Below are 23,866 nucleotides of genomic sequence, written 5' to 3'. Positions count from 1 at the left end.
TTGTTGGGATTGTAAAATAATAATCACTGGCTTTCTGTACTTGGGGGCATGAGCACCGTCATGGTATGGAACTGGGAAGTGAATGCTATCGGTTTGTAGCTTGGAAGCTGTGCGGTTATCATTACTGTAAATACGGAGGCTTTATGGAGATAGGGTTATATAGCCTTAATTTTGGGAGAAGCTTTGAAAAGGCTTTAACTGCACACGGATATGAGCTTATTTTTTCTTTGATAATACTTGACCTGGAGTGAGCTTCAGGTGATATACTGAAGGAAAAAGGGAGGTCATGATGATGCAAATGCGTATCATAGAGCGATGTGGAATAGCGGTAAGTGAGATTGGTTTAGGCTGTGAAGGCTTTCATGAGGAAGGGATGCAGCTGAATGAGCTTTTGACACTGGCACAGGAGCATGGTGTCAATCTGATTGATTTGTATTCCCCTGATCCAGATATGAGAAAGCGTCTGGGCAATGCGCTTCAAAAGCAGAGGGATGAATTTATCATTCAGGGACATCTGTGTTCCATCTGGAAACAGGGACAATATCAGCGAACAAGAGATTTAACAGAGGTTAAGGACGGCTTTCAGCAAATGTGTGAACAGCTGCAGACAGATAAAATTGATATCGGAATGATTCATTATGTGGATGCTATGGAGGACTGGCAGCTTGTATTGGATCACGGTATTTTGGATTATGCACTGGAATTGAAGAAGCAGGGGAAGCTTCGTGCAGTAGGGATAAGCTCTCATAATCCCCTGGTCGCATATGAGGCAGTTTTAAGCGGACATATTGATGTCCTGATGTTCAGTATCAATCCCTGTTATGATCTGATGCCTGCCAGTGAGGATGTGGAGGAGTTATGGAACGATGCCAATTATGAGAAAGACATTTTGCATATGGATCAGGATCGGGAGCGTTTGTATGAGGTCTGCCAGAAAACGGGGGTAGCAATCACTGTGATGAAAGCCTTTGGCGGCGGGGATTTGCTGGACGCTGCCTTATCTCCGGCAAAAACAGCGCTCACGGTTAAGCAGTGTCTGCATTATGCTTTAACCAGACCAGCGGTGGTATCTGTAATGGTGGGCAGTCACAGTATTCCCGAATTTAAGGAATGTCTGGCCTATGAAGCTGCATCGGATGAGGAAAAGGATTATGCACAGGTTTTTGCCTCCATGCCAAGGGTCAGCTGGGAGGGACATTGTATGTATTGTGGGCATTGCGCACCCTGTCCCAAGCATATAGATATTGCGATGGTCACCAAGCTGTTGAATCTGGCAAAGGCACAAAAGGAGTTGCCGGAAACTGTACGTGAGCATTATGCAGTGCTGAAGCATACGGCACAAGATTGTATAGCCTGTGGTGCCTGTGAAGCACGCTGTCCATTTCATGTCGCTGTTCGTGAAAATATGAAGGCAGCTGTGCAGATTTTTGGTATCTAGAAAGAACCGGTGCGTGTATGAACACAGCTTCGGTTAATGAAAATAACAGGCAGGTGTATGGATGCACGGGCTGCTTTATACTTTTATAAATATCGAATCGTAATAAAATCCGTATTCCTGACAGGATATAAAAAATGTTTGTAAATATAGTATGTTTTCCTGCAGCTGCCAATTCTTTACGTAAACAGCTATGCAGCCGCATACATAGGAAGCAGCTATTGTAAAAAGCTATCTTCATTGGCACTTCCTATTTTGTCAGCGGTATGAGAGCCAGAGTATCATGCCTTTCAGGTATTCTATAGTATGAAATACAGGTATTGGACATTTCCTGAATCAGGCGGTAAGATAGGTCTGTAGAAAAGGTGCTGCATACTGGTTGATCTGACAGCTTACTGAAGGTGATATCGCAAAGATTTCCTGTGCAAGCTGGTTTCTGAGTCAGTAAGGTACAAGGAAACGGGAGTCTTCTGTCTGCGTTTCAAGCTGCAGCACAACCGGAAGGAGCGTATATACGTATGGAAAAAATGAAAATGGATTTGCCAAAGCTGTTTCCTGTTGGAGAGGAAAATACAGCCTATGCGAAATATTTTATTGGAAAAAGCTATTTGCGGATGCTTACAACTGAGCCGCTTGGAATTGGTAATGTGACCTTTGAGCCTGGTTGCCGCAATAACTGGCATATTCACCACCGCGGCGGACAAATCCTGCTTGTGACAGGGGGACGTGGCTGGTATCAGGAATGGGGAAAGGATGCACAGCAGCTGCTTCCTGGAGATGTTGTCAATATCGCACCAGAGGTAAAGCACTGGCATGGTGCGGCAAAGGACAGCTGGTTTTCCCATCTGGCGATTGAGGTGCCAGCTGAGGGAGCAATCAATGAATGGTTTGAAGCAGTAAGTGAGGAAGCGTACCAAAAGCTGAAATAAAGGAAGCAGAGTATCTGAATGTTACATAGTATACAAGGATGGAATGTATGGCAGTAAGCTGTTTCCATCCTTTTCTCTGGCAGTGAATTGTATATGTAAAAAAGAATTATAAGATAAGCCGGTTCTTATAAGCATTATTTTCACACATAGGAGTGAAAACGGACAAGGAAGCTGGTGAAACACCTGGTACTGCTGTATAAAACAGCAGCTTTCAGAGTACGTATAATTTGTGATGTCAGGAAATTCCATTGACTTGCGGGGAAGGGTATGTAATAATTACTCTGTACAGCGAACTGCTGATGTGTATCCTTCAGCCTGTTTAAAAATATTTCTGCAGGATACTAAAATGACTCACTTGATAGAAACCGGCTTACTAGCAACCGTATGCAGGCCGTTTGTATCATGCTTTACAGCCAAGAAGGAGAACCATCATATTCATGAAAACCATTTCAATCGTTTTAACCAATTATCCCAGCCATTTATCCAGCTTTATGGAAATTGTCTACGGGTATGAATATACACATGCATCTATTTGCCTGGATGCGATGAATGAGAAAATGTACAGCTTCAATTATAAGGGCTTTTGTATGGAGACAGTTTCCAAATACAAGCGCCATGGGGTAGAAAAAAGCATCAGCTTTCAGCTGGAGGTTTCTGACGCAACCTTTGAACGTATGCAGAAAAAAATCGAGCAGTTTGTCGAGAACCGTGAGGATTTCTGTTATTCTAATATTGGCGTTGTCTTCTGCTTTGCACATATTCCGTTCAAACGGAAAAAGCATTATTTCTGTTCGCAGTTTGTAGCGGAAATACTTTCAGAATCCGGTGCGTTAAAGCTGAAAAGAAGACCGTCCCTGTATTTGCCGAATCATTTCTATAGAGAGCTGCAGGAGGCAGAGACGCTGCAGGAAATTCAATATGATATATTACCGGAAGTCGCATAAAACACAAAATCAAAAAAGCAGTCTTTATTTTTATTCCTAACGGGATTTGCTTTCATAGATTACTTATTATATAACTCTGTAACACCATTACAAGTATATTGAAGATATAGTGTTCATAAAGCATATCACAATAGAATAGATATCAGTCTTATAAATCTCTTAGGCCTTGCTAAACAATCAACAAGGGAATAAAAATGCTGAAAAACTTAGATTTTAATAGTTTAATTAGGGGAAAATCATTACGAATATGCCACTGTAAGAGTGGTTTTTTTATGATAGGAATCTTCTTTTACTTTTAGCAAGAAGATTATATAGCTGTAGCAAAAATAACAGCTATACACTTAACTGTAATCTATACGATAGTAAAATAATAGTGAGCATATATGAAAGAAAGGCTTACCTTTCATAAAATTAGTAGTCCTACCAGCTGCTCTTTATAAAAATCATATATCCTTTTTCTTTAATTTAAGTCCCGTTAATGCTTGAAAAACCAATATCAAAACTGTTAAAAGGCATACTCCTGTTAGAAAGGGATATGATGAGGTACCTGCAATCACTTCTGTAGCTGTTTTATAAGAAAATGGATGAAATTGGTAGACTGGGCTAGTATTCGATACAGGTGTTGTTATATATCCAAGAATGCATATCAATAGACTCATGCTTAGACCGATTATTTTTGAATTCACAAAAGTATGAATACACATAATCATGGAATTGATGAAGATTACAAACAATATAAATACAATCATTGCGAGGATTAAAAACTTGCCTAAAGAAATATAATCTAGAGACATATCTGGAGATCTCCCTGCTGTCCATGATGCTCTGTCACCACCGTATAAAGAATGCCGGATCAAGCCATTGTAATGAAAACTGCTATAAAGCGTGCCATTTTCTACCATTTTTTCCATCACTTCGATATTGTTAAAGGATAAATGAAAAGAAGTTAAACCATCCTTAAAGTATAGCGTTGGATAAAACAGCATTTGATATTTATCATATAAACCAAAACATAAGGATAGTAATGCAGCAGGCAACATAATAACAAGAAAAGCTACGATGCTGTTTGCTATTGTTTTCGCAAAAATATAATAATTTCTCATGTTAGGTATACATAACAGATTTTTTATTGTTCCTGTTTCTTTATCATAGGAAATACTGTCAAAAGCTAATAAGCATATCACCAGAATACCATAAAGAGGAACAAGATTTTGTAATGTCTGAAAGATTATACTAACACTATCTACCTTGTAATGATTGATCGGTGCTAAATTTTTATCCAGAAGTTTATCAAATAACCTAGCATAATACTGTGCATCCATAAAAGGGCTAACACTTAAATCAGGATTATTGAGGACGTCTAATTCCTCTGTATCATGCTTTAAATCCGGAACGTTAATATATGATAAATTCCGTTTTTTTATGATGTCATCTACCTCTTTATTATATTTTGTATAATATTTGTAATCATAAGTATTTTGCGGCTTGTAATTCTGCGCAAGACGATATTCATATATAGCATTCAGTAAATTCATCTCATTATATTTTTCCCAGTCATGATCCTGTTCTGCCTGCAATCCTGTTTTAATAATTGATTTCCATTGATTGATAACCTCATGACACTCATGTTCATCCTTATAAATATTGCCGCGGTTCTTATCTAAATTTAAAACCCATTCATATATTTTTAATGAATTCAGTGATTCCTCAAGATAAACCTTACCATACACATCCTCTTTTTTAGAAAGATTATAATTGTTTACTGTCATGACAACTGTCATAATAAACATAAGCAGGATAGCTAATTTAGCCTTCCTGGAAATCAAGATTCTTTTAATTTCATAGCGTATATATAGTAACATGCTTTTTCTTATCCTTTCTGCTTTATCTATTACATCTTCAGTTTTTCAAATCTAAATTTATAAAACGCTTACTACACAGTAGTGTTGTAAGAACAATTACAGCAATATTTATAAGAAGGGGTGGTAAGATATTTGGCTGTACCTTTATAAGCTCACTGATATACAAGAATCCAATAAATGGAAGCTGTACAATCCATGGACTGGAGATGCTGAAAAGATTATATATGAAAAAAATACAAAGAAAGTAACATGCGATAGCAGTTATTACAGATGATATAGAGCTTGTAAATGTGGCTATATAGATAAACACGATATTCATAAATACAACACTGCATACGAGAAATAAAATAAGCTTCAGGAAATGGATATAGCAAGGCTCTATAGTGCCATTGCCGGCTATATACGGATATAAACTATTGCCCACATCTGTCTGAATACTGAAAATAGAAAAGCCAGTCATCATACATATCATTATAATGAATATTGATAGGGAACTGCCTGTTATCATTTTTGCAAAGATGATTTTCTTTCTGCTATATGGACATGTCATATACATTTTATAGCTGCCGCACTCCATCTCTGCAGCATATAAATCAATCATTATCAATAATATGATAAAGATAAGATAGATTAGCATTCCGTTATCAAAAAGTATCGTAAGATAATTCCAGCCGTTCATTTCATAGGGGCTTGAATATAAAAATGAAATATCAGGATCAGCATCTAATTTCTCCTTATTTGTTTGCAGTAATGACTGCATGATCAGGATTTCGTTTTTTAATTCTTTGATTTCCTCATCTTTATTGGAGTATTGAAAGACCATTCCCGTATAACCCTGCTCCAATCCTTCTATAAAGTTTAAATTTCGTTTAATTGTATAATCTGTAATGATTTTATCAGAAGCATAACTGTTTCCTTTAACTGTATAAAAACTTAGAAGTAGCTGACTGTATTCTGTTTCTTTATCCCAAAAATCATATTGCTTCTTTAAATTCTTCCTTTCTGCTGATTTCATGCCGGACTGTTTAAGAATATGTTCAAGGGAATCCAAGATGCTGCTAGCTTCTCTTACTTCATTTTTCAGATATGATGTTTTTTTATTAACATAATTTTGATCTTTTTGCTGATTGGAAAATCCTATGAAAAGAAAGAAGAAAATACAGGAAATGATAAGCGCGGTGTTTTTTTTATGTTTGAATATCTTAAAATATTCAATTTTTATGAGATTTAGCATACTAATCACCATAGATTGATTTATATACGGCTTCCATATCGATTTCTTCCTTTTCAATATCTAAAATATCAATATTATGATGAACTAGTATCCGGATGATGGATTTCAGAGGCAGTGTGGAAGATACAGCAAAAGTAATTTTATCTTTGGTAATTGTTGTTTGTAGAGCATCAGCCATATCCTTCAAGATACAAACAGATTTGTTATTATCATTTGTAACAATGCTATATCGCTCACTGATATGAAACTGCTCAGGTTCTATGATTTTTCCATTGTTAATACAGATAATCCGGGTTGCTATCTTTTCGATTTCACCTAATATATGTGATGAAAAAAGAATGGAAGTATCCTCCTTTTGAACAAGCTGCAGTAAAGATTCTCTTAACTCCATTACGCCTTTTGGATCAAGACCATTGATTGGTTCATCCAGAATAATTAAATGTGGTTTCCCTAGCAATACTATACCTAACGCTAATCTCTGCTTCATTCCCAGGGAATACTCCTGTACTTTATTTTTTAAAGAGTCCCGTAAAGCAGTGAATTCAATGATTTCCTGTAATCTTTGTGTAGAAACTTTTCTTAGCTTAGCAAATATTTTCAGGTTATCAAGACCACTCATACCCGGATATAGTCCAGGATTTTCTATCAAGGAGGCCTGGCAGGACAAGGCTTTTTCTCTTTCTTTTAGGATATCATACCCGCAGATTTTAATTGTACCTGAATCTGGATATAAAAGATTGTTAATGCATTTCATTGTAGTGCTTTTACCTGCACCATTTGGGCCTATAAAGCCAACGATTTCTTTTTTATAAATAGTAAGGTCAATGTCTTTTAAGACATGATGCTTTTTATAGAATTTATTTAATTTAACTACTTCTAAAATTTTTTCCATATAGGTACCTCGCTTAATATCGTAAGGGAATCTACTGATTATTTAAGTTTATAATATGATGGAAACAGTTGTTCCATCTGCTAGTCTATGCTACCTCGATAATATATTATATACAGAAGCTGGATGAATCTGTGTGTAAGGTACGGTGATCATCAAAATGATTTCGCTTTTATATACCTAAATATTGTGTTTACTGATGCTTAGTTTTATAAAGGCAATGAAGAATGAAATGCTTGATTTTTAAGATTTCATATTATCTGAGAAATCCAGCTAACAGTTGGTGATTTCTTTCTATTGCAGTTTCGTATTCCGAAAATAGTGTTATCTTTAGAATTTTTTGTACATGCTTACTTTTAATCTTAGCATATAACTTAGTATATAACATAAAAAAGAAAAAGAGTCAATTTTATTTGTATGCGCTTACAGCGAGCCTTTATAGTATTTACTTGTGCATACTTTTTATTATATCTCTAAAGAGGATATTCATTACCATGTTTTCATAATGAGAAGCTCCTATTCACCATAAGTATTATCACCAACGGTGTGTTTTGTTTCCAGCAGAATAGGGATATCAATGAATGGTATCAACGTATTCTAGATTGATTGCTTTTTAATAAATAATAAATCATAACAAGAGATATCGGCTTTTATAATGAACGGCGTTTTTTCCTTGTGAGCTCCTGCGGCATCTGTTACAATATGGAGTAGTTGCAAAACATAGCTTCTTTTTACAGACAAAAGAACTTGTATATGCTGTCTATAGTCCAGGGAAGCAAATGAAAATCGCTATCATGATAGAATGTGACAATAGCTTACGATTCAACAAAGGGGAGTGACGGTATGAGAAATAAACATGTGCAAGAGCTGGCACCGGAAAAGCTGCTGCAATACGGGTGTATTCAGGAGAAAGACACCTATCGCTGTATTCAACGACTAAAGACTGCGGACTTTTATGCCGTTATTACCTATGAGAACCAAAAGCTTCGTGCAGATGTGTATGATGCACAGCTTCAGGAATTGTATATGCCATTTTATGTAAAAACTGCAAATGGCAGCTTTGTTAGTGCAATCCGTGAGGAAATAGATGAGCTGATGGAAAAACTGGTACGGGCGTGTGCAGAGGGAAATTCTTATCGCAGGCGCATTCTGGATTATGTGGAACAGCGTTATCACAGCGTTCCTGAATTTCCGTGGAAAAGTGCTCCCGAGCATGGAACGTTGAAAACCCCTAAGGGGAAGTGGTATGGTGTTATCATGCATATTCCATACAGAAGTATAGGGATTGATGCGGATGGTATGACAGACATATGCAATCTGAAAAACGACCCTGCCTATATCCGTGAGCTTGTGGATCATGTATGCTACTTTCCTGCCTATCATATGAACAAAACATACTGGTTTTCCGTCTTACTGGATCAAAAGCTCTCCTGGAAGCAGCTGCAGAGGCTGATCGATGAAAGCTACCAGCTAGTAAATGAAGCAAAATAAAAATTTCACATAAAAACGAGCACATAAAGGAGCAGGGAATGCATGGAATGGATTGAACGATTAAATGAAGCGATGACTTACATAGAAGCACATATACAGGATGAAATCCGTTTAGAGGAGGCTGCGAAAATTGCATGTACCTCATCATATAATTTTCAGCGTGTGTTTTCCTATATGACAGGAATACCTGTATCGGAATATATAAGAAGAAGGAGAATGACTCTTGCTGCAGAGGATCTGCGGCTGGGGAATGAGAAAATTATTGATATCGCATTACGCTATCAATATGCTTCACCAACAGCCTTTAACCGTGCATTTCGTTCTGTGCATGGTATTGCCCCGTCTCAGGTCCGCAAGGAGCACGCTGCTGTAAAAGCATATCCACCACTTTGCTTCCAGTTAAACATCGCAGGTAAAAAGGAGCTGCATTACCGCATCGTACGAAAAGAAGAATTTCGTGTCATGGGCGTATTGCATGAGCTGGATCATAAGTTGGAAAAAAACTATGAAATAGTTCCGCAGTACTGGCAGGCTGCAGGCAGAACCGGGATCATTGAGGAATTGGCTGCTTATATGTCGCAGGAGGAGCCCAGTGGACTGTTGGGGATCAGCCTGTGCGGGGATACTGCGGATTGGAAATTCTGCATCGGTGTTATCAGTGATGAAACGCTTAACGGATATGATACACTGACGATACCAAAAGCCTCCTGGATCGTTTTTGATTGTGCAGGGACACATGCCTCTATACAGGAGCTGGAACGAAGAATCTGGACCGAATGGTTTCCAAGCACCGGGTATTCGTATGTAAACGGCCCGGTTATGGAGGTGTATCTGGATTCTGATCCCCGGCAATCAAGACTGGAAATGTGGCTGATGATAAAGGATGAGGATAACTCTTAGCTTCGGACACAAAAAGAGAGGATGAGTAATGGCTTATCCTGTATAATTATTTATATAACACAGTAGGAGGAATCGTTTATGAGTGAACCGTTTCGTATTGAGGAAAGAGAAAGCTTTCGTGTTGTTGGATATGCAATACATACGACAAACAGGAGAAAAGAGGGACGCCGTGCCATCCCGGAACAATGGAATACATTTCGTGAACAGGGATTACAGGAGGAATTGATGTCCAAAATGAACCAGGAGCCCAAAGGGCTGTTAGGAATCAGCGTGTATAATACAGATCCTGACGATCAGCGCAAGTTTGATCATTTGATTGCGGTTTCCAGTACCTGTGCAGCCGGTGAAGAACTCGTAGAATATACAGTACCAGCCAGAACATGGGCAATTTTTCCATGTTCGGTGGAGACGATTGGAAAAACAGAGGCACAGGCGATTACAAAATGGCTTCCGAAATCCGCATACCGGCCGCTGAACACCGGATATATCACCGGAAAAATGAAAACCGGAGCACCGGATATTGAATATTATGGTAGTGCCGGGGAAGTCGAGGTATGGGTTGCAGTTACAAAAAAATAAGCGGTAAGAAAAGAAAAATGTTAAAGAGCTGATTTGCAAGGATTTTGGTTGCACTTCGGCTTTTCTTTTCCTATGGCACTATCTATAAATAGCGGTAAAGGATTTTGACAAAGAGCTTAATATAGGGAATACCTAGCATGATACAGTTATGATAACGGTGGTAAAGAGCGTGTTATCTATTAGCACTAATTTATGTTAGCCAATAGAAAGCGATGCTTTTATAATTATGGTTTCTGATATGCTTGTCTTATTCGCTAATATAAGAAATATGTTACTATTCACCGATAAAAGATAGAATTAAGAAAGAGCGTTATGAAAGGCGCCTTAGAGAAAGACCTGCTGTAGTATTTCTATGCTCCTTTTCACACAATATGATTATATAAATACTTAATTAACACTTGCCAGGTTTTTCGGTGAATAGATCCGTTATCTTATCTTAAAGTTATGAATCAATATTAAATAGATAACAAATGAATCTAAAGAGCATGATTACCTGCTTTTATTTATACTTTGCTGTATTCCCTGATAAAATCAGCATATCTCGAGGCACTGTTTCATAAACATCATGTATAAGACTTGCATAAAAAAACTGTTTTCGTTCACATAAAACAGTTTTTTTGTGGCTTTATATGTATTATTTATTGTAGCTGATCCTTTAGCTCCTGCAAGGTATCACAGGTGAATAACAAATTGGATACATGGTCGATCTGTTCCGTTGTTAAAGAACATAACCATGTTGAGCAGTCTTCATGATATTTCTTTACCATTTGTCTATTTAACAGCGTTCTTTCCCCTTCTTTTTGTCCCTGTTTAATCCCCAATTCGATTCCTTGCTCCATTCCCTGCTCGATTCCTTGTTCAACACCATCCTTGAAACTATCCAAAATGGCATTTTTTTCGCGCTGTTCCTGTATCTGCGTTGCCATCGCTATCGACCAGAGGTCTTCTGCGTCATGAAATTTCCTGTACTTTTCCATTACCTTCTTCACCAGCCTTTCCTCTGTTTTTAGTATACCATCTTCATCATTATTTTTAAACAGGTAGCACAATTGTTCAAAGTCATTCAGCTTCTCAAATCCTTTGCGCTTGACGATTGCATTTATCTCCGGCAGATAGATGTAAATTCGCTTCATTAAACTGCGCTTACTTTCTACTTCGCCTTCCTCATTTCTCATCTGATAGGCATCAATTAACTTCCTGGTGTGTTCTGCATAGGAATCAAGAAAGATGATTTGATAAACAGGAAGAAGATCATAATACCTTTCTCCGCTATCAAGCTGATTCGATAACATTCTGGCTCCGTACAGTTCAAAGCGTTTTAACTCTGATTGCTTTGAATACGTGGTTTGCATTTCGATGCCGTATTCTCTTCATTCGCTGTCCTTCACACGGATGTCCAATACCATTTTTTTCTTTTTGAGTATAGCAGGATCCAGATTAGGATTTAATACGGTGCTTTCCTTAGGATGGATTCCTGTCACTCGTTCAATAATGGTGTTACGGATAAACGCAGCATCTTCATCCTCTGTGCCAAGAGCGAACTTAAAAAAAATATCGTTATCATATTTCAGTCGTTCCTGCACCTCTACCTTCATTTCTTTATTCTCCATTACATCTTTTGTAAGCATATTCTTCACATCCTTTCGTATACAGTCTTATGCTTTACACTACTACATACGTAAAGAAAATGTAAAACTCCTAAAAAATTAGAAAAATTCTTTATATATTTCATAATTTATATTTTCAAGTGATGTTATTGGCAATTAAAAATACATCTGCTCGATTCTTTTACCAGACTGTTAACCAAGTCATCCATTTATGTATTATGAAATTAAAGCTATTTCTTATACATCGGTAAACAATAACAGAAATATCCAAATATGTGATATGTATGAATCAGAATCGATAAGAACGGCTAGGCAAATGCATTGACAGACGCAGGCTTCAAGCATATACTGTTATTAGTTAGATTAAGATAACTTTATATTAAAGGAGGAGTCACAATGAAGCTCGTATTGATTCGTCATGGAGAAAGTGAATGGAATAAAGAAAACCTGTTTACCGGATGGACAGATGTGGATTTGAGTGAAAAAGGACATGAGGAGGCTAAACAGGCCGGCATATTGTTAAAGCAGGAGGGGTTTGATTTTGATATCTGCTACACATCTTATCTGAAACGTGCTGTGCATACATTGCAGCATATACTCGATGAAATGGATCGCGTTTGGCTGCCTGTTGTAAAAACATGGAAGCTGAATGAGCGTCATTATGGAGCGTTACAGGGCTTAAATAAGGCCGAGACTGCAGAAAAATACGGAGAGGAACAGGTAAAGGAATGGCGGCGGTCTTTTGCTGTTCTGCCACCTGCTCTGGATGCAGAAGATGCGCGAAGTGCAGCCTGTCAGGAAATGTATCGCTGTGTCGATCCGAAGGAGCTTCCCAGCTGTGAAAGTCTGAAAACAACGATCGACCGCGTTGTACCATACTTTAATGATGTGATTAAGCAGGATATGCTGGAGGGAAAGCGTGTCATCATTGCAGCACATGGAAATTCCCTGCGGGCACTTGTGAAATATTTTGATAAAATCAGTGAAGAAGACATCGTGAACCTGAATATACCGACCGGCATCCCTCTGATTTATGAATTTGATGCGCTGGGTAATCCTGTCAGGCATTATTATCTGGGGGATCAAAGGCTATTGCAGCAGAAAATGGAGGCAGTCGCAAACCAGGGGAAACAAGCAGTTCATGTATAACAGGATATAATGGTATGTCAGTGTAAAAAGAAGATCCGAAGCTGATGAAACGGCATTGCTAAAAAAACAGGAAATGCTATGTCCTGTTTATACAATTTCTCTAATATGATGTATGGTATACTGTTATTATATAACGAGGAGGAAACCATATGAAATACATGGGAAGCTTATATGCAATAGATGACAAAGAGCGAACTATTGCCTTCTATAAAGAAGTGTGCGGTCTGCGTGTCATTCAGGATTTTGGTACCAATTTTACGATGACCGGGGGTATTTGTTTTCAAACTAGAGAGAGCTGGAGCGGATTTCTGGATAAAGAGCCGAACGATATCACCTATGGGGGCAATGATGCAGAGCTGTATATGGAATGTGAGGATTTGGATACGTTTGTGGAAAATCTGATGAAACGCGACGATATCAGTCTGATTCATCCAGTCAAGGAGCATGCATGGGGACAGCGGGGGATACGTTTCTATGATCCGGATCAGCATATCATTGAAGTCAGCGAACCACTGCCTACTGTGGTCAAACGCTTAACACAGCAGGGAATGAGTCTTGAGCAGATTGCAGAAAAAATGGGCTTATCCTTACGTATGGTGACCCGTATGCTGAACAAGTAATCTGCAAAGACTCCTATATTCCTTATTTATAATGAAATAGCAGGGAAAACACCTGATAAACAGCAGGCTAATAGATGCAAAGCTATCCAACATAAGGATACCTTTGCATCCTTTTCTATTCCCGTTTCCTTTTTTCTAAACAGCATGGAATGCATTTGAGCCTGTATTTCTAATTCATATTCTAGCTATTGCTCTCAATCATATCGCAGAAGGGAATACAGCATAAGCATTCAGCCCTTCTGATTGTAAATTCTCTATACTATTTTGTATAATGATAGCCTGAATCCGGCAGGCTTCCTGTTCCTGATCCTTCAAGTGCTGCTATGGCAAAGCAAAAAGCAATGCTATAATGAAGGAGAGCTTCACGATACACGAAAAAGAAAAGGGATGTATTTTGTGTGAACTGCTTGTGAGGCGTTATGAAAATATTGAGGCATTTTCATAATTACATGGCTTCCCTTTTACAGGGAAACGGCACAATCTCTATAGCGGAATCTACAACAGGAAAGGAAGTATATTATGACACTGGAAAAAATGATTCACTGCTGTACAAATCTAACACCGATGGAACACGATATTGCTGACTATGTGATAACACATGAACAAAGGCTGCTGCATAGCACCATTCAGGAGCTGTCAGAAGAACTGTTTGTATCAAAATCAGCGATTCATCGCTTCTGCCGTAAGCTCGGCTTCCAGGGCTATAAGGATTTGAAGCTGGCAGTTGCCAGAGATTCCACAGAGCGTATGGAAAAGGATGAACTGATCAATGTCAATTATCCATTTCAAATGGAGGACGGGCCAAAGGAGATTGCTCTGCAGCTGGTTAAGCTGTATGAGCTGACCATACGCGATACATTGGAATTTATCCGTCCTGATGTGCTGCAGGAGATTGCCGCTGTTCTTAATCAGGCACAGGTGATCGATGTGTACAGCCATTCCCACAATCTGAATGCCGCTCAGAATTTTCATGATAAAATGCTGACAATCGGGAAATGTGTACAATGTCCGCAGGATTTTTATGAGCAGCGGCTGCAGGCACTGGCTTGTGACGAGCATCATGTCGCAATGATACTGTCCTATTCCGGCAAGGCGTTTTTTATTGAGCCGCTTGTGAAAAAGCTGTATGAAAAAAGAATACCAATCGTGCTGATCGGTAAAGCCGGCAGCAACCACTATCCGCAATATATCCGCTATCATGTGGAAATCACAGATAAAGAAAATCTGCAGGATCGAATATCGCAATTCTCCTCCCATATTGCCATGCAGTATATGCTGGATGTTATCTTTGGCTGTATCTACAATCAGAATCGATTGCAGAATATGGAATATTTGCGTGCTTCCATCGGCTTTATGGATGACCGGGATATTGAAAGAGAACGTATACAGCACGCAGAAAGTGTCAGAAATGAGGAGGGATTATAACAATTTCAGGGAAAAGCTTTCTGTTTTATAGCAGCCTCTTGTAATTCACAGTGCAGGTGAATACAATAGGCATATACGATAACAAGAGGTGAAGCAGGATGAAAGAAGGATTGAAGATTGTAACGATCGGAGGCGGCAGCAGCTATACTCCCGAACTCATGGAGGGCTTTATCCGCCGTCAAAAGGAGCTGGGTATTCGTGAAATCTGGCTGGTGGATGTTGAGGCTGGTAGAGAGAAGCTGGAAATCGTCGGGGAGCTGGCGCAGCGCATGTGGGATGCAAGCGGTTATACTGTTCGTGTGCATCGGACACTGAATCGCAGAGAGGCTTTAAAGGATGCGGATTTTGTTACCACGCAGTTTCGCGTAGGACAATTAGAGGCCCGTATAAAGGATGAGCGTATTCCGTATTCTTATGGAGTATTGGGACAGGAAACAAATGGGGCAGGCGGTATTTTCAAGGCACTGCGTACCATTCCTGTAATTCTCGAAATCGTAGAGGATATAAAGCTGCTATGTCCGGATGCATGGCTGATCAACTTTACGAATCCAAGCGGAATGGTCACGGAGGCTGTTTTGAAGCACAGTGGCTGGGAGCGCTGTATCGGTCTATGCAATGTTCCAGTGATTGCCATGCAGAAGGAATATGAGGCCATCGGGTACAGGCGAGAGGACCTAATTTATCAGTATGCCGGACTGAATCATTTTCACTGGCACAAGGTGTTTGACCATAGCGGACACGATATCACGGAAAAGCTTATTGATGCTATGCTGTCCGGTAAGGATGTTGGTCTGCCTGCCAATATTGCTGATATCTCCTTTTTTCCGGAACAGCTGCGGCAGATGAAGCTGCTTCCCTGTGGTTATCACCGCTATTATTATCGCGCTGAGGAAATGCTGGAACATGGCTTGAAAGAATATGAGACGATAGGGACACGCGGAGAACAGGTAAAGGAAACTGAGGATGCACTGTTTACCCTATATAAAAATCCAAAGCTGCATGAAAAGCCAAAGGAGCTGGACAAACGGGGAGGTGCCTATTACAGCGATGCTGCCTGTGAGTGTATCAATGCCATTTATAATGATAAGCATATTCCGATGGTGGTCAGCACAAGGAACAACGGAGCGCTATGTGATCTGCAGGATGACAGTGTTGTGGAGGTTACCTCCTATATCACGGCAAAGGGTGCGCTTGCAGTTGCCTGGGGGAGCTTCGACAGTGCACAGCGGGGCTGGCTGCAGTGTATGAAGGCGATGGAGGAGTGTACCATTCAGGGGGCAATCAAAGGAGATTACGGGCTTGTCTTGCAGGCGTTTCAACTGCATCCGCTCATTCCCAACGGAGCGATCGGAAAGCGTATACTGGATGAATTACTGCTGGCACATAAGGCATATCTTCCGCAATTTGGGGATGTGATTCAACAACTGGAGGAACAGGGGATCACAATTCGGGATAAAAAGGTACGGGACTTGTGTGATAGTCTGTAGGAACAAATCCAAAGAAATACTCCCTGTATATAAGCTATGATCAGCTTGTTTTGCGAGATATTGTCTGTACGTAAGACATAATGAACTGATTTTGCGAAACAGATAGAACAATTAACGTATGACAAATGAAAAGATGCAGCCTTATCCTGTGCACGGAAGGGCCTGCATCTTTTTACTTTTATCCTTCTACAAGATACCCGATTACGCATAAGGCATACTGGTTCTTTTCCTAACTCAATTTTATAAACAGCGCATATAAAGTGGCAGTAAAAAATCCTATCGTTGATAATGCTTCAATCAGCTACAAAATATGCTTATGCAAATACCATGCAACACCGTTTTCCTCATTAGACAAGGTTTCAGCGTCCGCATGCGCTTTGGTATCCATAGTCCCGTTGCACATCCATACCCCGTGTCCAACCTCCTTCAGCATTTCATTGTCATTGCTTGTATCACCAAATGCCAGAACCTCATCCATGGTGATTCCGATTTCCTTACACAGATGCTGCAGGCCGCTTGCCTTATTCACCCGTTTATCCACAAATTCAAATAATGTGGGATCGGATCGAAATGCAGCGCATGTCGGCAGATCAAGCTCTCTTGAGCGTTGCTCCACACGTTCCATATCTTGCGGGTGACATTCCACAATCAGCTTTTGTCTTGGCTGGTTACACAATGCATATAAATCTGTAACCTCTTCATCCTCATGATAACGGGCAGCGTTCGCACGGGTCACTTCATCCCCTTTGTTTACATAGCGCTTTTCCCTTTCAAATATCCAAAAGCGTACAGGCAGGTCATGATACTGATCCATGATCTGCTTTAAAACTCCTCCATCCAGCATAAAGAAATGCTTCTCTGCTTTCTTTGCGGTATCATATATACTGCCGCCATTCATACCCAGAACATAATCTACAAGCTCCTCCATTCCCCACTCCCTGATGAGAGATAGAATCGGATATAACGGTCGTCCGCTGGCAATCGCAAAGGACATACCGGCTTCTCTGGCTTTGCGAATGGCCTCCTTGTTTCTGTCACTTACAAATTTCTTCTCATTTAACAGTGTACCATCCAGGTCACTTACAATCAGTTTATAATTCATATCATCACCTGGGGGAATCATATCATAAAAAGGTTTTCAGGAAAAGATGACAATCTGAATATATTGTTATAGACATAAAGGAAGCTGGTGTTATTCGAAGCTGCTAGTTGCTGTATACCGATACATAGAGGGAGTGCATACAAGAGTTATCCGTTAACAAATATCTGAAATGAGGTTATCATTCACAGGCAATAAAAAAATAGAGAACTATCAGTAAATGAGGAAATGATACTATACGATTTATTATTTTAACACCATATTCTAATAGCTTCTGTGAAAAACATATGCATTACCTGACGGTGAGTAGTAATGAAATAAGAGTGTAGAATACGGTTTTCGATAACGCATTTATGCAGCGTTTGAAAAGAACTGTATCCGCTATGCTGAAGGAAGCTAACGGTATCGCCTTTAACATGCATCAGTTGGAAACTGATGATGAATGTCTGCTGCTGAAAAATAAGCTGTATCCATACTTTAAAACAGAGATATTGGAAAAGCATGAAGGCTCATCTCAAGAAGCAATACGGTTGATTGTTAATACTGTATAAAGAAAGCACAGCTTAGGTCAAAATAGCCTAAAGATTGAAGCACCGGAACCAATAGCTGTTATACTGAAGCATGGTGATGGCAATGAAGCAGGGACAATTAAAGATTTTCTTCGGCTATTGTGCCGGAGTTGGAAAGACCTATGCAATGCTGGAAGCAGCACAAAGTAGAAAACAGGAAGGTATTGACGTGGTGATCGGCTATATTGAAAAGCACGATCGAAGTGATACCATAGCTCTGATGCGGGGATTGGAATGTATCCCTTTGAAGAAGATCGAATATCATGGCGTACGGCTTGCAGAGTTTGATTTGGATGCAGCTTTACATCGTCATCCACAGCTTATACTGGTGGATGAGCTTGCCCATACCAATGCACAGGGCTTACGGCATCCAAAGCGTTACAGCGATATCCAGGAGCTGCTGCATGCCGGTGTTGACGTTTATACGACAGTGAATGTTCAGCATCTGGAAGGTCTGCAGGATATAGTTGCAGGAATCACCTGTGTTCAGGTACAGGAGCGGATTCCGGATGATGTGTTTGATGATGCAGACCAGGTAGAGCTGGTAGATATCGAACCGGATGATCTTATCGAGCGTCTGAAAAAAGGAAAAATCTATCACAGAACAGAAGCACAAAAAGCCCTTCATAATTTTTTTGTGCGGGATAATCTTATCGCCTTGCGGGAAATTGCTCTTCGCCGATGTGCTGATCGCGTCAATAAACGCGTTAGTCTAAAGGATCGCAAATCCACAAGAGAGCATATTCTTCTCTGTCTGAGTCCCTCAAAGACGAATGGCAGGGTTATTCGTACTGCTGCGCGTATGGCTAGTGCATTCTTTGCGGAATTTACTGCAATCTATGTGGAAAATGTGAATGATGATGAGCTATCCAGAGAAGATCAGGAGCAGCTGGAACAAAATCGACAGCTTGCCCAGCGGTTTAATGCAAACATTGTAACGGTAACCGGTGAGGATATCGCTTCACAAATCAGTGAATATGCAAAAATCAGCGGTGTATCAAAGATTGTGATCGGGCGTTCCTCTCCACGACGTCATTCCCATGCAAAAACGCTGATTGACCAGTTGACAATGCTGGCTCCAGAGCTTGATATCTATATCATACCGGATGCACAGGTGCGTAGTAAAATTAGGAAAAAACGATATTTTCATACACGGTCCCGCTTTGTTCATCGGGATTTCTGGATAACTGTATGTATCTTTATGGCAGCCACTTTTATCAATATCATCATGTATCATCTCCAGTTCCCGGAAGCAAATATCATCATGGTTTATCTGCTGGGAATCGTACTGATATCCTATTTCACCAATTCCCGTATGTATGGTTTGTTGGTATCTTTGTTAATAGTTGGCTTATTCAATTTCTTTTTTACTGCGCCGCGGTTTTCCCTGGAGGCTTATCATCCTGCTTACATCATGACATTCGCAGTTTTGTTCATCGTATCCTTTATCATCAGCACACTGACCAGAACCATGCGTACCCAGTTAAAGGTAAATGCCATGCAGGCACATCGAATGGAAATTCTGCTGGAAACCTCGCAGCAGCTTCAGCTTGCAGAAACGATGGCACAGCTGGCGGAGGAAGCGGTACGGCAGCTATATAAATTATTGAATCGTACCATTATTATATACGGGGTAAAGAATGGCAGACTGCAGGAGCCAATCATTTATCATGAACAGCTGGATGAGGAGGAAGAGCTAAGCTTTTTATCAGAGAATGAACGTTCTGTTGCACAATGGGTTTTTATGAATAACAGAAAAGCTGGAGCTTCAACAAATACACTGCCGTATGCACAGGCTCTGTATTATTCCATAAGGAAAAAATCTGAGGTATATGCGGTAGTCGGGATTGCCTTAAAACAGAAGGAGGTTTTACCTCCCTTTGAGCGAAGTCTGCTTACTACGATGTTAAATGAGATTGCCCTCGCTATGGATTCCATGAGAAAACAGAGTCGTAGAAGGAAAAGATAGAACAGTGAATGTTGAATAAGCAGGGCTTACCGTACGCAAATAGAAACTTGTGCAAGTACTTTTCTATATGTGTAAACAGGCCGGGGCAAACAGCAGAATCAGGAAATGCATATAAAATAAAGATAATGTATAGGGAAAATAAGATTGCATATAAAAATATGAAAAGTATATAACGTATAGATAGGCATCTGATGTTTAAAATAAACAAAGCATATGAAATATTTAAAACCTAGGAGACGTATAAGAAAAAGAAAGGTTTCTGAAATATCAAAGCATAAAAATGTATATGAGATATTGGAAAATAATGACGGATGCTGTTGCAAATGGTATAATGAAAACACAAAAGCTTTATTAACGAGAAAGGAAGGTAAACACGATGTATGAGAGAATGCTGAACAAACAGGAGCAGCCAACATTTTTACAGATGTCTGCCTACTGCGGAGTCAATGCGGAATTGTTTACAAAATTGAATACATGGCTGTCTGAAACATGTAAAACAGAACAGAGTATCACATTTCCCTATGGAAATCAGTATGGCTGGGGAATTGCACATCGTAAGAAAAAGAAGCTGATATGCAACGTGTTTGCAGAGGCAGGAGCATTTACAGTCATGATGCGTCTCTCCGACCAGCAATACGCTTCGCTGTATGAACAACTGAAGCCCTATGCAAGGGAATATATCGACAATAAATATCCCTGTGGGAACGGCGGCTGGATTCACTACCGTGTAAGTGATGAGCAGCATATGGAGGACATACAGAGGCTGCTGTATTTGCGATGCTTCTAATATAGAATACTAGGCCTTGTGGTCAAATATAACAGAAATCATGAAAAGAAAGCTCTATCCAATATTTATAAATAAGAAAGCAGGAGGATTTCAATATGCTGTGTCCGTATTGTGGCAAAGAAATGAGAAAGGGGTATATACAGGCGGCCTCCCATATCATCTTTTCTGAAAAAAAACACCTGTTAAAGATTTATCCGAGCAATGCTCAGGATATACAAATCGCTGAGCAAACTTTGGTACCGGCTGCTGTTTCAGCATATTATTGTACGCGCTGTGAAACGTTTATAATCAATGGTGAGGATATTGCTGACAGATAGCCCCTGATGGAAAATACCGGAAGTGAACGAGCTGAATGCTTTATCTGAAAAAGCATGTAATCTTTGTACAGCAGATGATTGAAATACATATAAGAGAACAAGGATAGGTGCTGTATATCCTTTTTTCTTGTATGTATGCATGACGAAAGAGTGCAGATATGATAGAATACAGACAGAAGAAGGGTGATGATGATATGGAGAGCTTTGAAGAATGGTTAGATTTCATTTTATGCACACCGCTGCCCCAGGATATCATGGCTGTGAATTTCAATCTGTATGAGCAGGAGGACTGGCAATGGTCAGTTGAATTTGCCGGTACGGAGGACTTCGACGCAAATGATTCAGATTGGGCGTGTGAAGAAGTGTTCGTGACAAGAGAAACACCGTATACATGGATTGAGGAAGCTGACTGGAATCAGATTCTTATGGAAATGAGTACAAAGCTTACAGAATATCTGCGCAATGGAAAATATGCTGATAAGCTGAAGGCATATGCCGGTGTTGGTGTCGGCTTTGTCGATGGGGATATTCAAATCCTCTATGAGAAAAAGTAGATAGTGTCAGATTCACGAAGCGCTGAATACGTTATGAATTGTGAATCATATATATGCATCTTGGGAATCACGTTAACTGCATGCTAAAAAATGCTGGAATGCAGTAGAAACTGTTTACAAAGCTGGGATTTGTGCATACTATACCATGGTGATCAATATGACAGTTATGGTGCGTCCCTGGGATGTGGAAGATGCCATGGAGCTTCACAGCCTGTCCATGCATCCTTATTATGTAAAGCAAAGAGTGTGGAAATATTTATATCCGGATACATTTCTGAATGCAGTATCGACAATACATTTTTATCAGAGTGCAGATCCTCAGCGGTATCTGTTTCGTGCAGTGGAAAAGGATGGGAAAGTGTGCGGCTTTCTGGAGTGTGAAAAGAAAACGAGCAGCAGTGCAGAGCTGTCCTACTGGCTGGGGGTGGAATTCTGGCATCAGGGTATCATGCAAAAGGCAATTCATGATTTGTGTGTGGAGGCTTTTGACCAGCTGCAGCTTTTGTCCATATATGCACTGGTAGAAAAAAAGAATACAGCATCGATGCATGTGCTGGAAACAAACGGCTTTCAAAGAGAAGAATTCGGAAAGCTGTATCTGTTTAAAAAATATAAATAAGCGATTAGAGAACATCATCGTTCTCTATTTTTTTGGTATGGATGAAAGATTCTGTAAGTGATTTGGAAATTATTGAAAAATATTTCAAAAAAAGATATATTTTGTAAATAAAATCATGTATAATGAATAAGTATATGAAAGAGGAGTGAAGCTATGGCAGTTGAAGATCTGGTCATACCAAAATATTATGAGAACAAGCTGGATATCATATCCACAGAAATCGCCATCAAATACGTGAAGGATCTGTTTGAACGACGGTTAGCGCATCATTTGAATTTGATGCGTATATCTGCTCCACTGTATGTTTCAAAAAGCAGCGGTCTGAATGATGATCTGAATGGTACGGAACGTCCAGTTGCATTTGATATTATGGAAATTGAAGGGGAAGACTATCAAATTGTACATTCGCTGGCAAAATGGAAGAGAATGGCATTGAAACGATATAATCTGAATGTCGGCAAGGGAATTTATACGGATATGAATGCAATTCGTCGGGATGAGGTGCTGGATAATCTGCATTCCTGTTATGTGGATCAATGGGACTGGGAAAAAATTATCAGCAGAGAAAACCGGACAATGGATTTTTTGAAAATGACAGTGCGCAATATCATGAAGGCTCTGAAGGAAACGGAGAAGGAACTGGATATCGTATATGAAAACCTGATGCCGTTTATCCAGGAGGATGTGTATTTCATCACCACGCAGGAATTAGAGGATCGTTTTCCGGATTTGACGCCGAAGGAGCGGGAATATGAAATCGTAAAGCAGCATAAAACGGTGTTCCTTATGAAAATCGGTGATACGCTGAACAGTGGCAGGAAGCATGACGGACGAGCACCGGATTATGATGACTGGTCATTGAATGGAGACATTCTGCTGTATTATCCAATTCTTGATACGGTGCTGGAAATTAGCAGTATGGGGATTCGCGTCGATGCGAAGGCATTGGAGGAGCAGCTGAAAAAAGCAGGCTGTGAGGAACGCAAGGAGCTTCCATTTCATAAGATGCTGCTGCAGGATGAGCTTCCACTGACCATTGGCGGGGGAATCGGACAGTCAAGAATCTGTTTAATTCTGTTGAATAAGGCACATATCGGAGAGGTGCAGGTATCACAGTGGAGTGATGCAATGCGTGAGGAATGTGAAAAGCATAATATTGTATTGTTATAGGACATGTTTGTGTCCTTTTTCTTTTCCCTGTTTAAAAATCGGCAGGAGGATGAAGACATGTAGGGAAAAATAAAAACAGGATGAAAACGGAATGCGGGTATTAGGCTTTGCCTATTGTCCTGCTATATGAAATATGGTATAGTATCCATACATAGATAACTTTCAATAGGTATCGGAAAGGTGCTCATTTGATGAAGCAATCATATAAATATATGACAATAGGGATGATGC

At 39.8% G+C, this 23,866-nt stretch carries 22 protein-coding genes and 1 pseudogene; 17 read left to right on the top strand and 6 right to left on the bottom strand.

Annotated features, from left to right (window positions below; translation table 11 throughout):
• Nucleotides 1-289: 289 nt before the first annotated feature.
• The 3 genes from GKZ87_13160 (at nt 290) to GKZ87_13150 (ending at nt 3,308) form a co-directional block, all read left to right on the top strand.
• A complete protein-coding gene (locus GKZ87_13160; protein ID QSI27967.1) occupies nt 290-1,438 on the top strand; it encodes an aldo/keto reductase in 1,149 nt (382 codons plus the stop codon).
• Nucleotides 1,439-1,962: 524 nt separating this feature from the next.
• Entirely contained in the window at nt 1,963-2,364 is a 402-nt protein-coding gene (locus GKZ87_13155; GenBank protein ID QSI27966.1) for a cupin domain-containing protein, read from the top strand.
• 437 nt (nt 2,365-2,801) lie between these two features.
• Entirely contained in the window at nt 2,802-3,308 is a 507-nt protein-coding gene (locus tag GKZ87_13150; GenBank protein QSI26367.1) for a hypothetical protein, read from the top strand.
• 443 nt (nt 3,309-3,751) lie between these two features.
• On the opposite strand, the gene GKZ87_13145 is transcribed toward GKZ87_13150, so the two are convergent.
• From GKZ87_13145 to GKZ87_13135, 3 genes are read right to left on the bottom strand one after another with little or no spacing between them, the layout of a single operon-like run.
• Entirely contained in the window at nt 3,752-5,170 is a 1,419-nt protein-coding gene (locus tag GKZ87_13145; protein ID QSI26366.1) for an ABC transporter permease subunit, read from the bottom strand.
• 37 nt (nt 5,171-5,207) lie between these two features.
• On the bottom strand, nt 5,208-6,416 hold the full coding sequence (locus GKZ87_13140; protein QSI26365.1) for an ABC transporter permease subunit: 1,209 nt from the start codon (nt 6,414-6,416) through the stop codon (nt 5,208-5,210).
• On the bottom strand, nt 6,406-7,296 hold the full coding sequence (locus tag GKZ87_13135) for an ATP-binding cassette domain-containing protein (GenBank protein ID QSI26364.1): 891 nt from the start codon (nt 7,294-7,296) through the stop codon (nt 6,406-6,408). Before GKZ87_13135 ends, GKZ87_13140 begins: the two co-directional genes overlap by 11 nt.
• Before the next feature lie 840 nt (nt 7,297-8,136).
• Here GKZ87_13135 and GKZ87_13130 point away from each other — a divergent pair.
• The 3 genes from GKZ87_13130 to GKZ87_13120 all read left to right on the top strand — a co-directional run bounded on the left by GKZ87_13130 (nt 8,137) and on the right by GKZ87_13120 (nt 10,263).
• Nucleotides 8,137-8,784, top strand: coding sequence for a hypothetical protein (locus GKZ87_13130; protein ID QSI26363.1), 648 nt, complete (start codon nt 8,137-8,139; stop codon nt 8,782-8,784).
• 42 nt (nt 8,785-8,826) lie between these two features.
• Nucleotides 8,827-9,684 carry a helix-turn-helix domain-containing protein gene (locus tag GKZ87_13125; protein QSI26362.1) on the top strand — a complete coding sequence of 286 codons (858 nt, stop codon included), beginning with the start codon at nt 8,827-8,829 and terminating at the stop codon, nt 9,682-9,684.
• 78 nt (nt 9,685-9,762) lie between these two features.
• The gene (locus GKZ87_13120; protein QSI26361.1) at nt 9,763-10,263 is read left to right on the top strand and encodes an AraC family transcriptional regulator; all 501 of its coding nucleotides are present in this window, start codon (nt 9,763-9,765) and stop codon (nt 10,261-10,263) included.
• Between the two features lie 638 nt (nt 10,264-10,901).
• On the opposite strand, the gene GKZ87_13115 is transcribed toward GKZ87_13120, so the two are convergent.
• The gene (locus GKZ87_13115; GenBank protein QSI26360.1) at nt 10,902-11,615 is read right to left on the bottom strand and encodes a hypothetical protein; all 714 of its coding nucleotides are present in this window, start codon (nt 11,613-11,615) and stop codon (nt 10,902-10,904) included.
• A gap of 32 nt (nt 11,616-11,647) precedes the next feature.
• Nucleotides 11,648-11,858 (bottom strand): annotated as a pseudogene (locus tag GKZ87_13110) (hypothetical protein).
• A 408-nt stretch (nt 11,859-12,266) separates the two neighbouring features.
• Here GKZ87_13110 and gpmA point away from each other — a divergent pair.
• The 4 genes from gpmA (at nt 12,267) to GKZ87_13090 (ending at nt 16,551) form a co-directional block, all read left to right on the top strand.
• The gene (gpmA, locus tag GKZ87_13105) at nt 12,267-13,019 is read left to right on the top strand and encodes a 2,3-diphosphoglycerate-dependent phosphoglycerate mutase (GenBank protein QSI26359.1); all 753 of its coding nucleotides are present in this window, start codon (nt 12,267-12,269) and stop codon (nt 13,017-13,019) included.
• A gap of 149 nt (nt 13,020-13,168) precedes the next feature.
• Nucleotides 13,169-13,639, top strand: coding sequence for a glyoxalase (locus GKZ87_13100; GenBank protein ID QSI26358.1), 471 nt, complete (start codon nt 13,169-13,171; stop codon nt 13,637-13,639).
• Between the two features lie 519 nt (nt 13,640-14,158).
• Nucleotides 14,159-15,064 carry a MurR/RpiR family transcriptional regulator gene (locus GKZ87_13095; protein QSI26357.1) on the top strand — a complete coding sequence of 302 codons (906 nt, stop codon included), beginning with the start codon at nt 14,159-14,161 and terminating at the stop codon, nt 15,062-15,064.
• 98 nt (nt 15,065-15,162) lie between these two features.
• Complete coding sequence (locus tag GKZ87_13090; protein ID QSI26356.1) at nt 15,163-16,551, top strand: 6-phospho-beta-glucosidase; 1,389 nt, start codon at nt 15,163-15,165, stop codon at nt 16,549-16,551.
• 301 nt (nt 16,552-16,852) lie between these two features.
• Here GKZ87_13090 and GKZ87_13085 read toward each other — a convergent pair whose 3' ends face one another.
• Nucleotides 16,853-17,653 carry a Cof-type HAD-IIB family hydrolase gene (locus GKZ87_13085; protein QSI26355.1) on the bottom strand — a complete coding sequence of 267 codons (801 nt, stop codon included), beginning with the start codon at nt 17,651-17,653 and terminating at the stop codon, nt 16,853-16,855.
• A 350-nt stretch (nt 17,654-18,003) separates the two neighbouring features.
• Here GKZ87_13085 and GKZ87_13080 point away from each other — a divergent pair, with 350 nt between their 5' ends.
• The 7 genes from GKZ87_13080 to GKZ87_13050 all read left to right on the top strand — a co-directional run bounded on the left by GKZ87_13080 (nt 18,004) and on the right by GKZ87_13050 (nt 23,635).
• Complete coding sequence (locus GKZ87_13080) at nt 18,004-18,201, top strand: hypothetical protein (GenBank protein QSI26354.1); 198 nt, start codon at nt 18,004-18,006, stop codon at nt 18,199-18,201.
• Between the two features lie 82 nt (nt 18,202-18,283).
• Nucleotides 18,284-20,188, top strand: a complete 1,905-nt coding sequence (locus tag GKZ87_13075; protein ID QSI27965.1) for a DUF4118 domain-containing protein — start codon at nt 18,284-18,286, stop codon at nt 20,186-20,188.
• A 376-nt stretch (nt 20,189-20,564) separates the two neighbouring features.
• Nucleotides 20,565-20,975, top strand: a complete 411-nt coding sequence (locus GKZ87_13070; GenBank protein ID QSI26353.1) for a DUF3788 family protein — start codon at nt 20,565-20,567, stop codon at nt 20,973-20,975.
• A gap of 95 nt (nt 20,976-21,070) precedes the next feature.
• Nucleotides 21,071-21,292, top strand: a complete 222-nt coding sequence (locus GKZ87_13065; protein QSI26352.1) for a hypothetical protein — start codon at nt 21,071-21,073, stop codon at nt 21,290-21,292.
• A gap of 158 nt (nt 21,293-21,450) precedes the next feature.
• Nucleotides 21,451-21,846: a hypothetical protein gene (locus tag GKZ87_13060; protein ID QSI26351.1), complete on the top strand. Its 396-nt coding sequence runs from the start codon at nt 21,451-21,453 to the stop codon at nt 21,844-21,846.
• 145 nt (nt 21,847-21,991) lie between these two features.
• The gene (locus GKZ87_13055; protein QSI26350.1) at nt 21,992-22,465 is read left to right on the top strand and encodes a GNAT family N-acetyltransferase; all 474 of its coding nucleotides are present in this window, start codon (nt 21,992-21,994) and stop codon (nt 22,463-22,465) included.
• A gap of 153 nt (nt 22,466-22,618) precedes the next feature.
• Nucleotides 22,619-23,635, top strand: a complete 1,017-nt coding sequence (locus tag GKZ87_13050; protein ID QSI26349.1) for an aspartate--ammonia ligase — start codon at nt 22,619-22,621, stop codon at nt 23,633-23,635.
• Nucleotides 23,636-23,866 lie beyond the last annotated feature (231 nt).

It is taken from the genome of Erysipelotrichaceae bacterium 66202529 (assembly GCA_017161075.1).
In the GTDB taxonomy this organism is placed as follows: Bacteria; Bacillota_I; Bacilli_A; order Erysipelotrichales; family Erysipelotrichaceae; genus Clostridium_AQ.
Note: the sequence above shows the minus strand (reverse complement) of the source record. Positions and strands in the feature narration are given on the sequence as shown.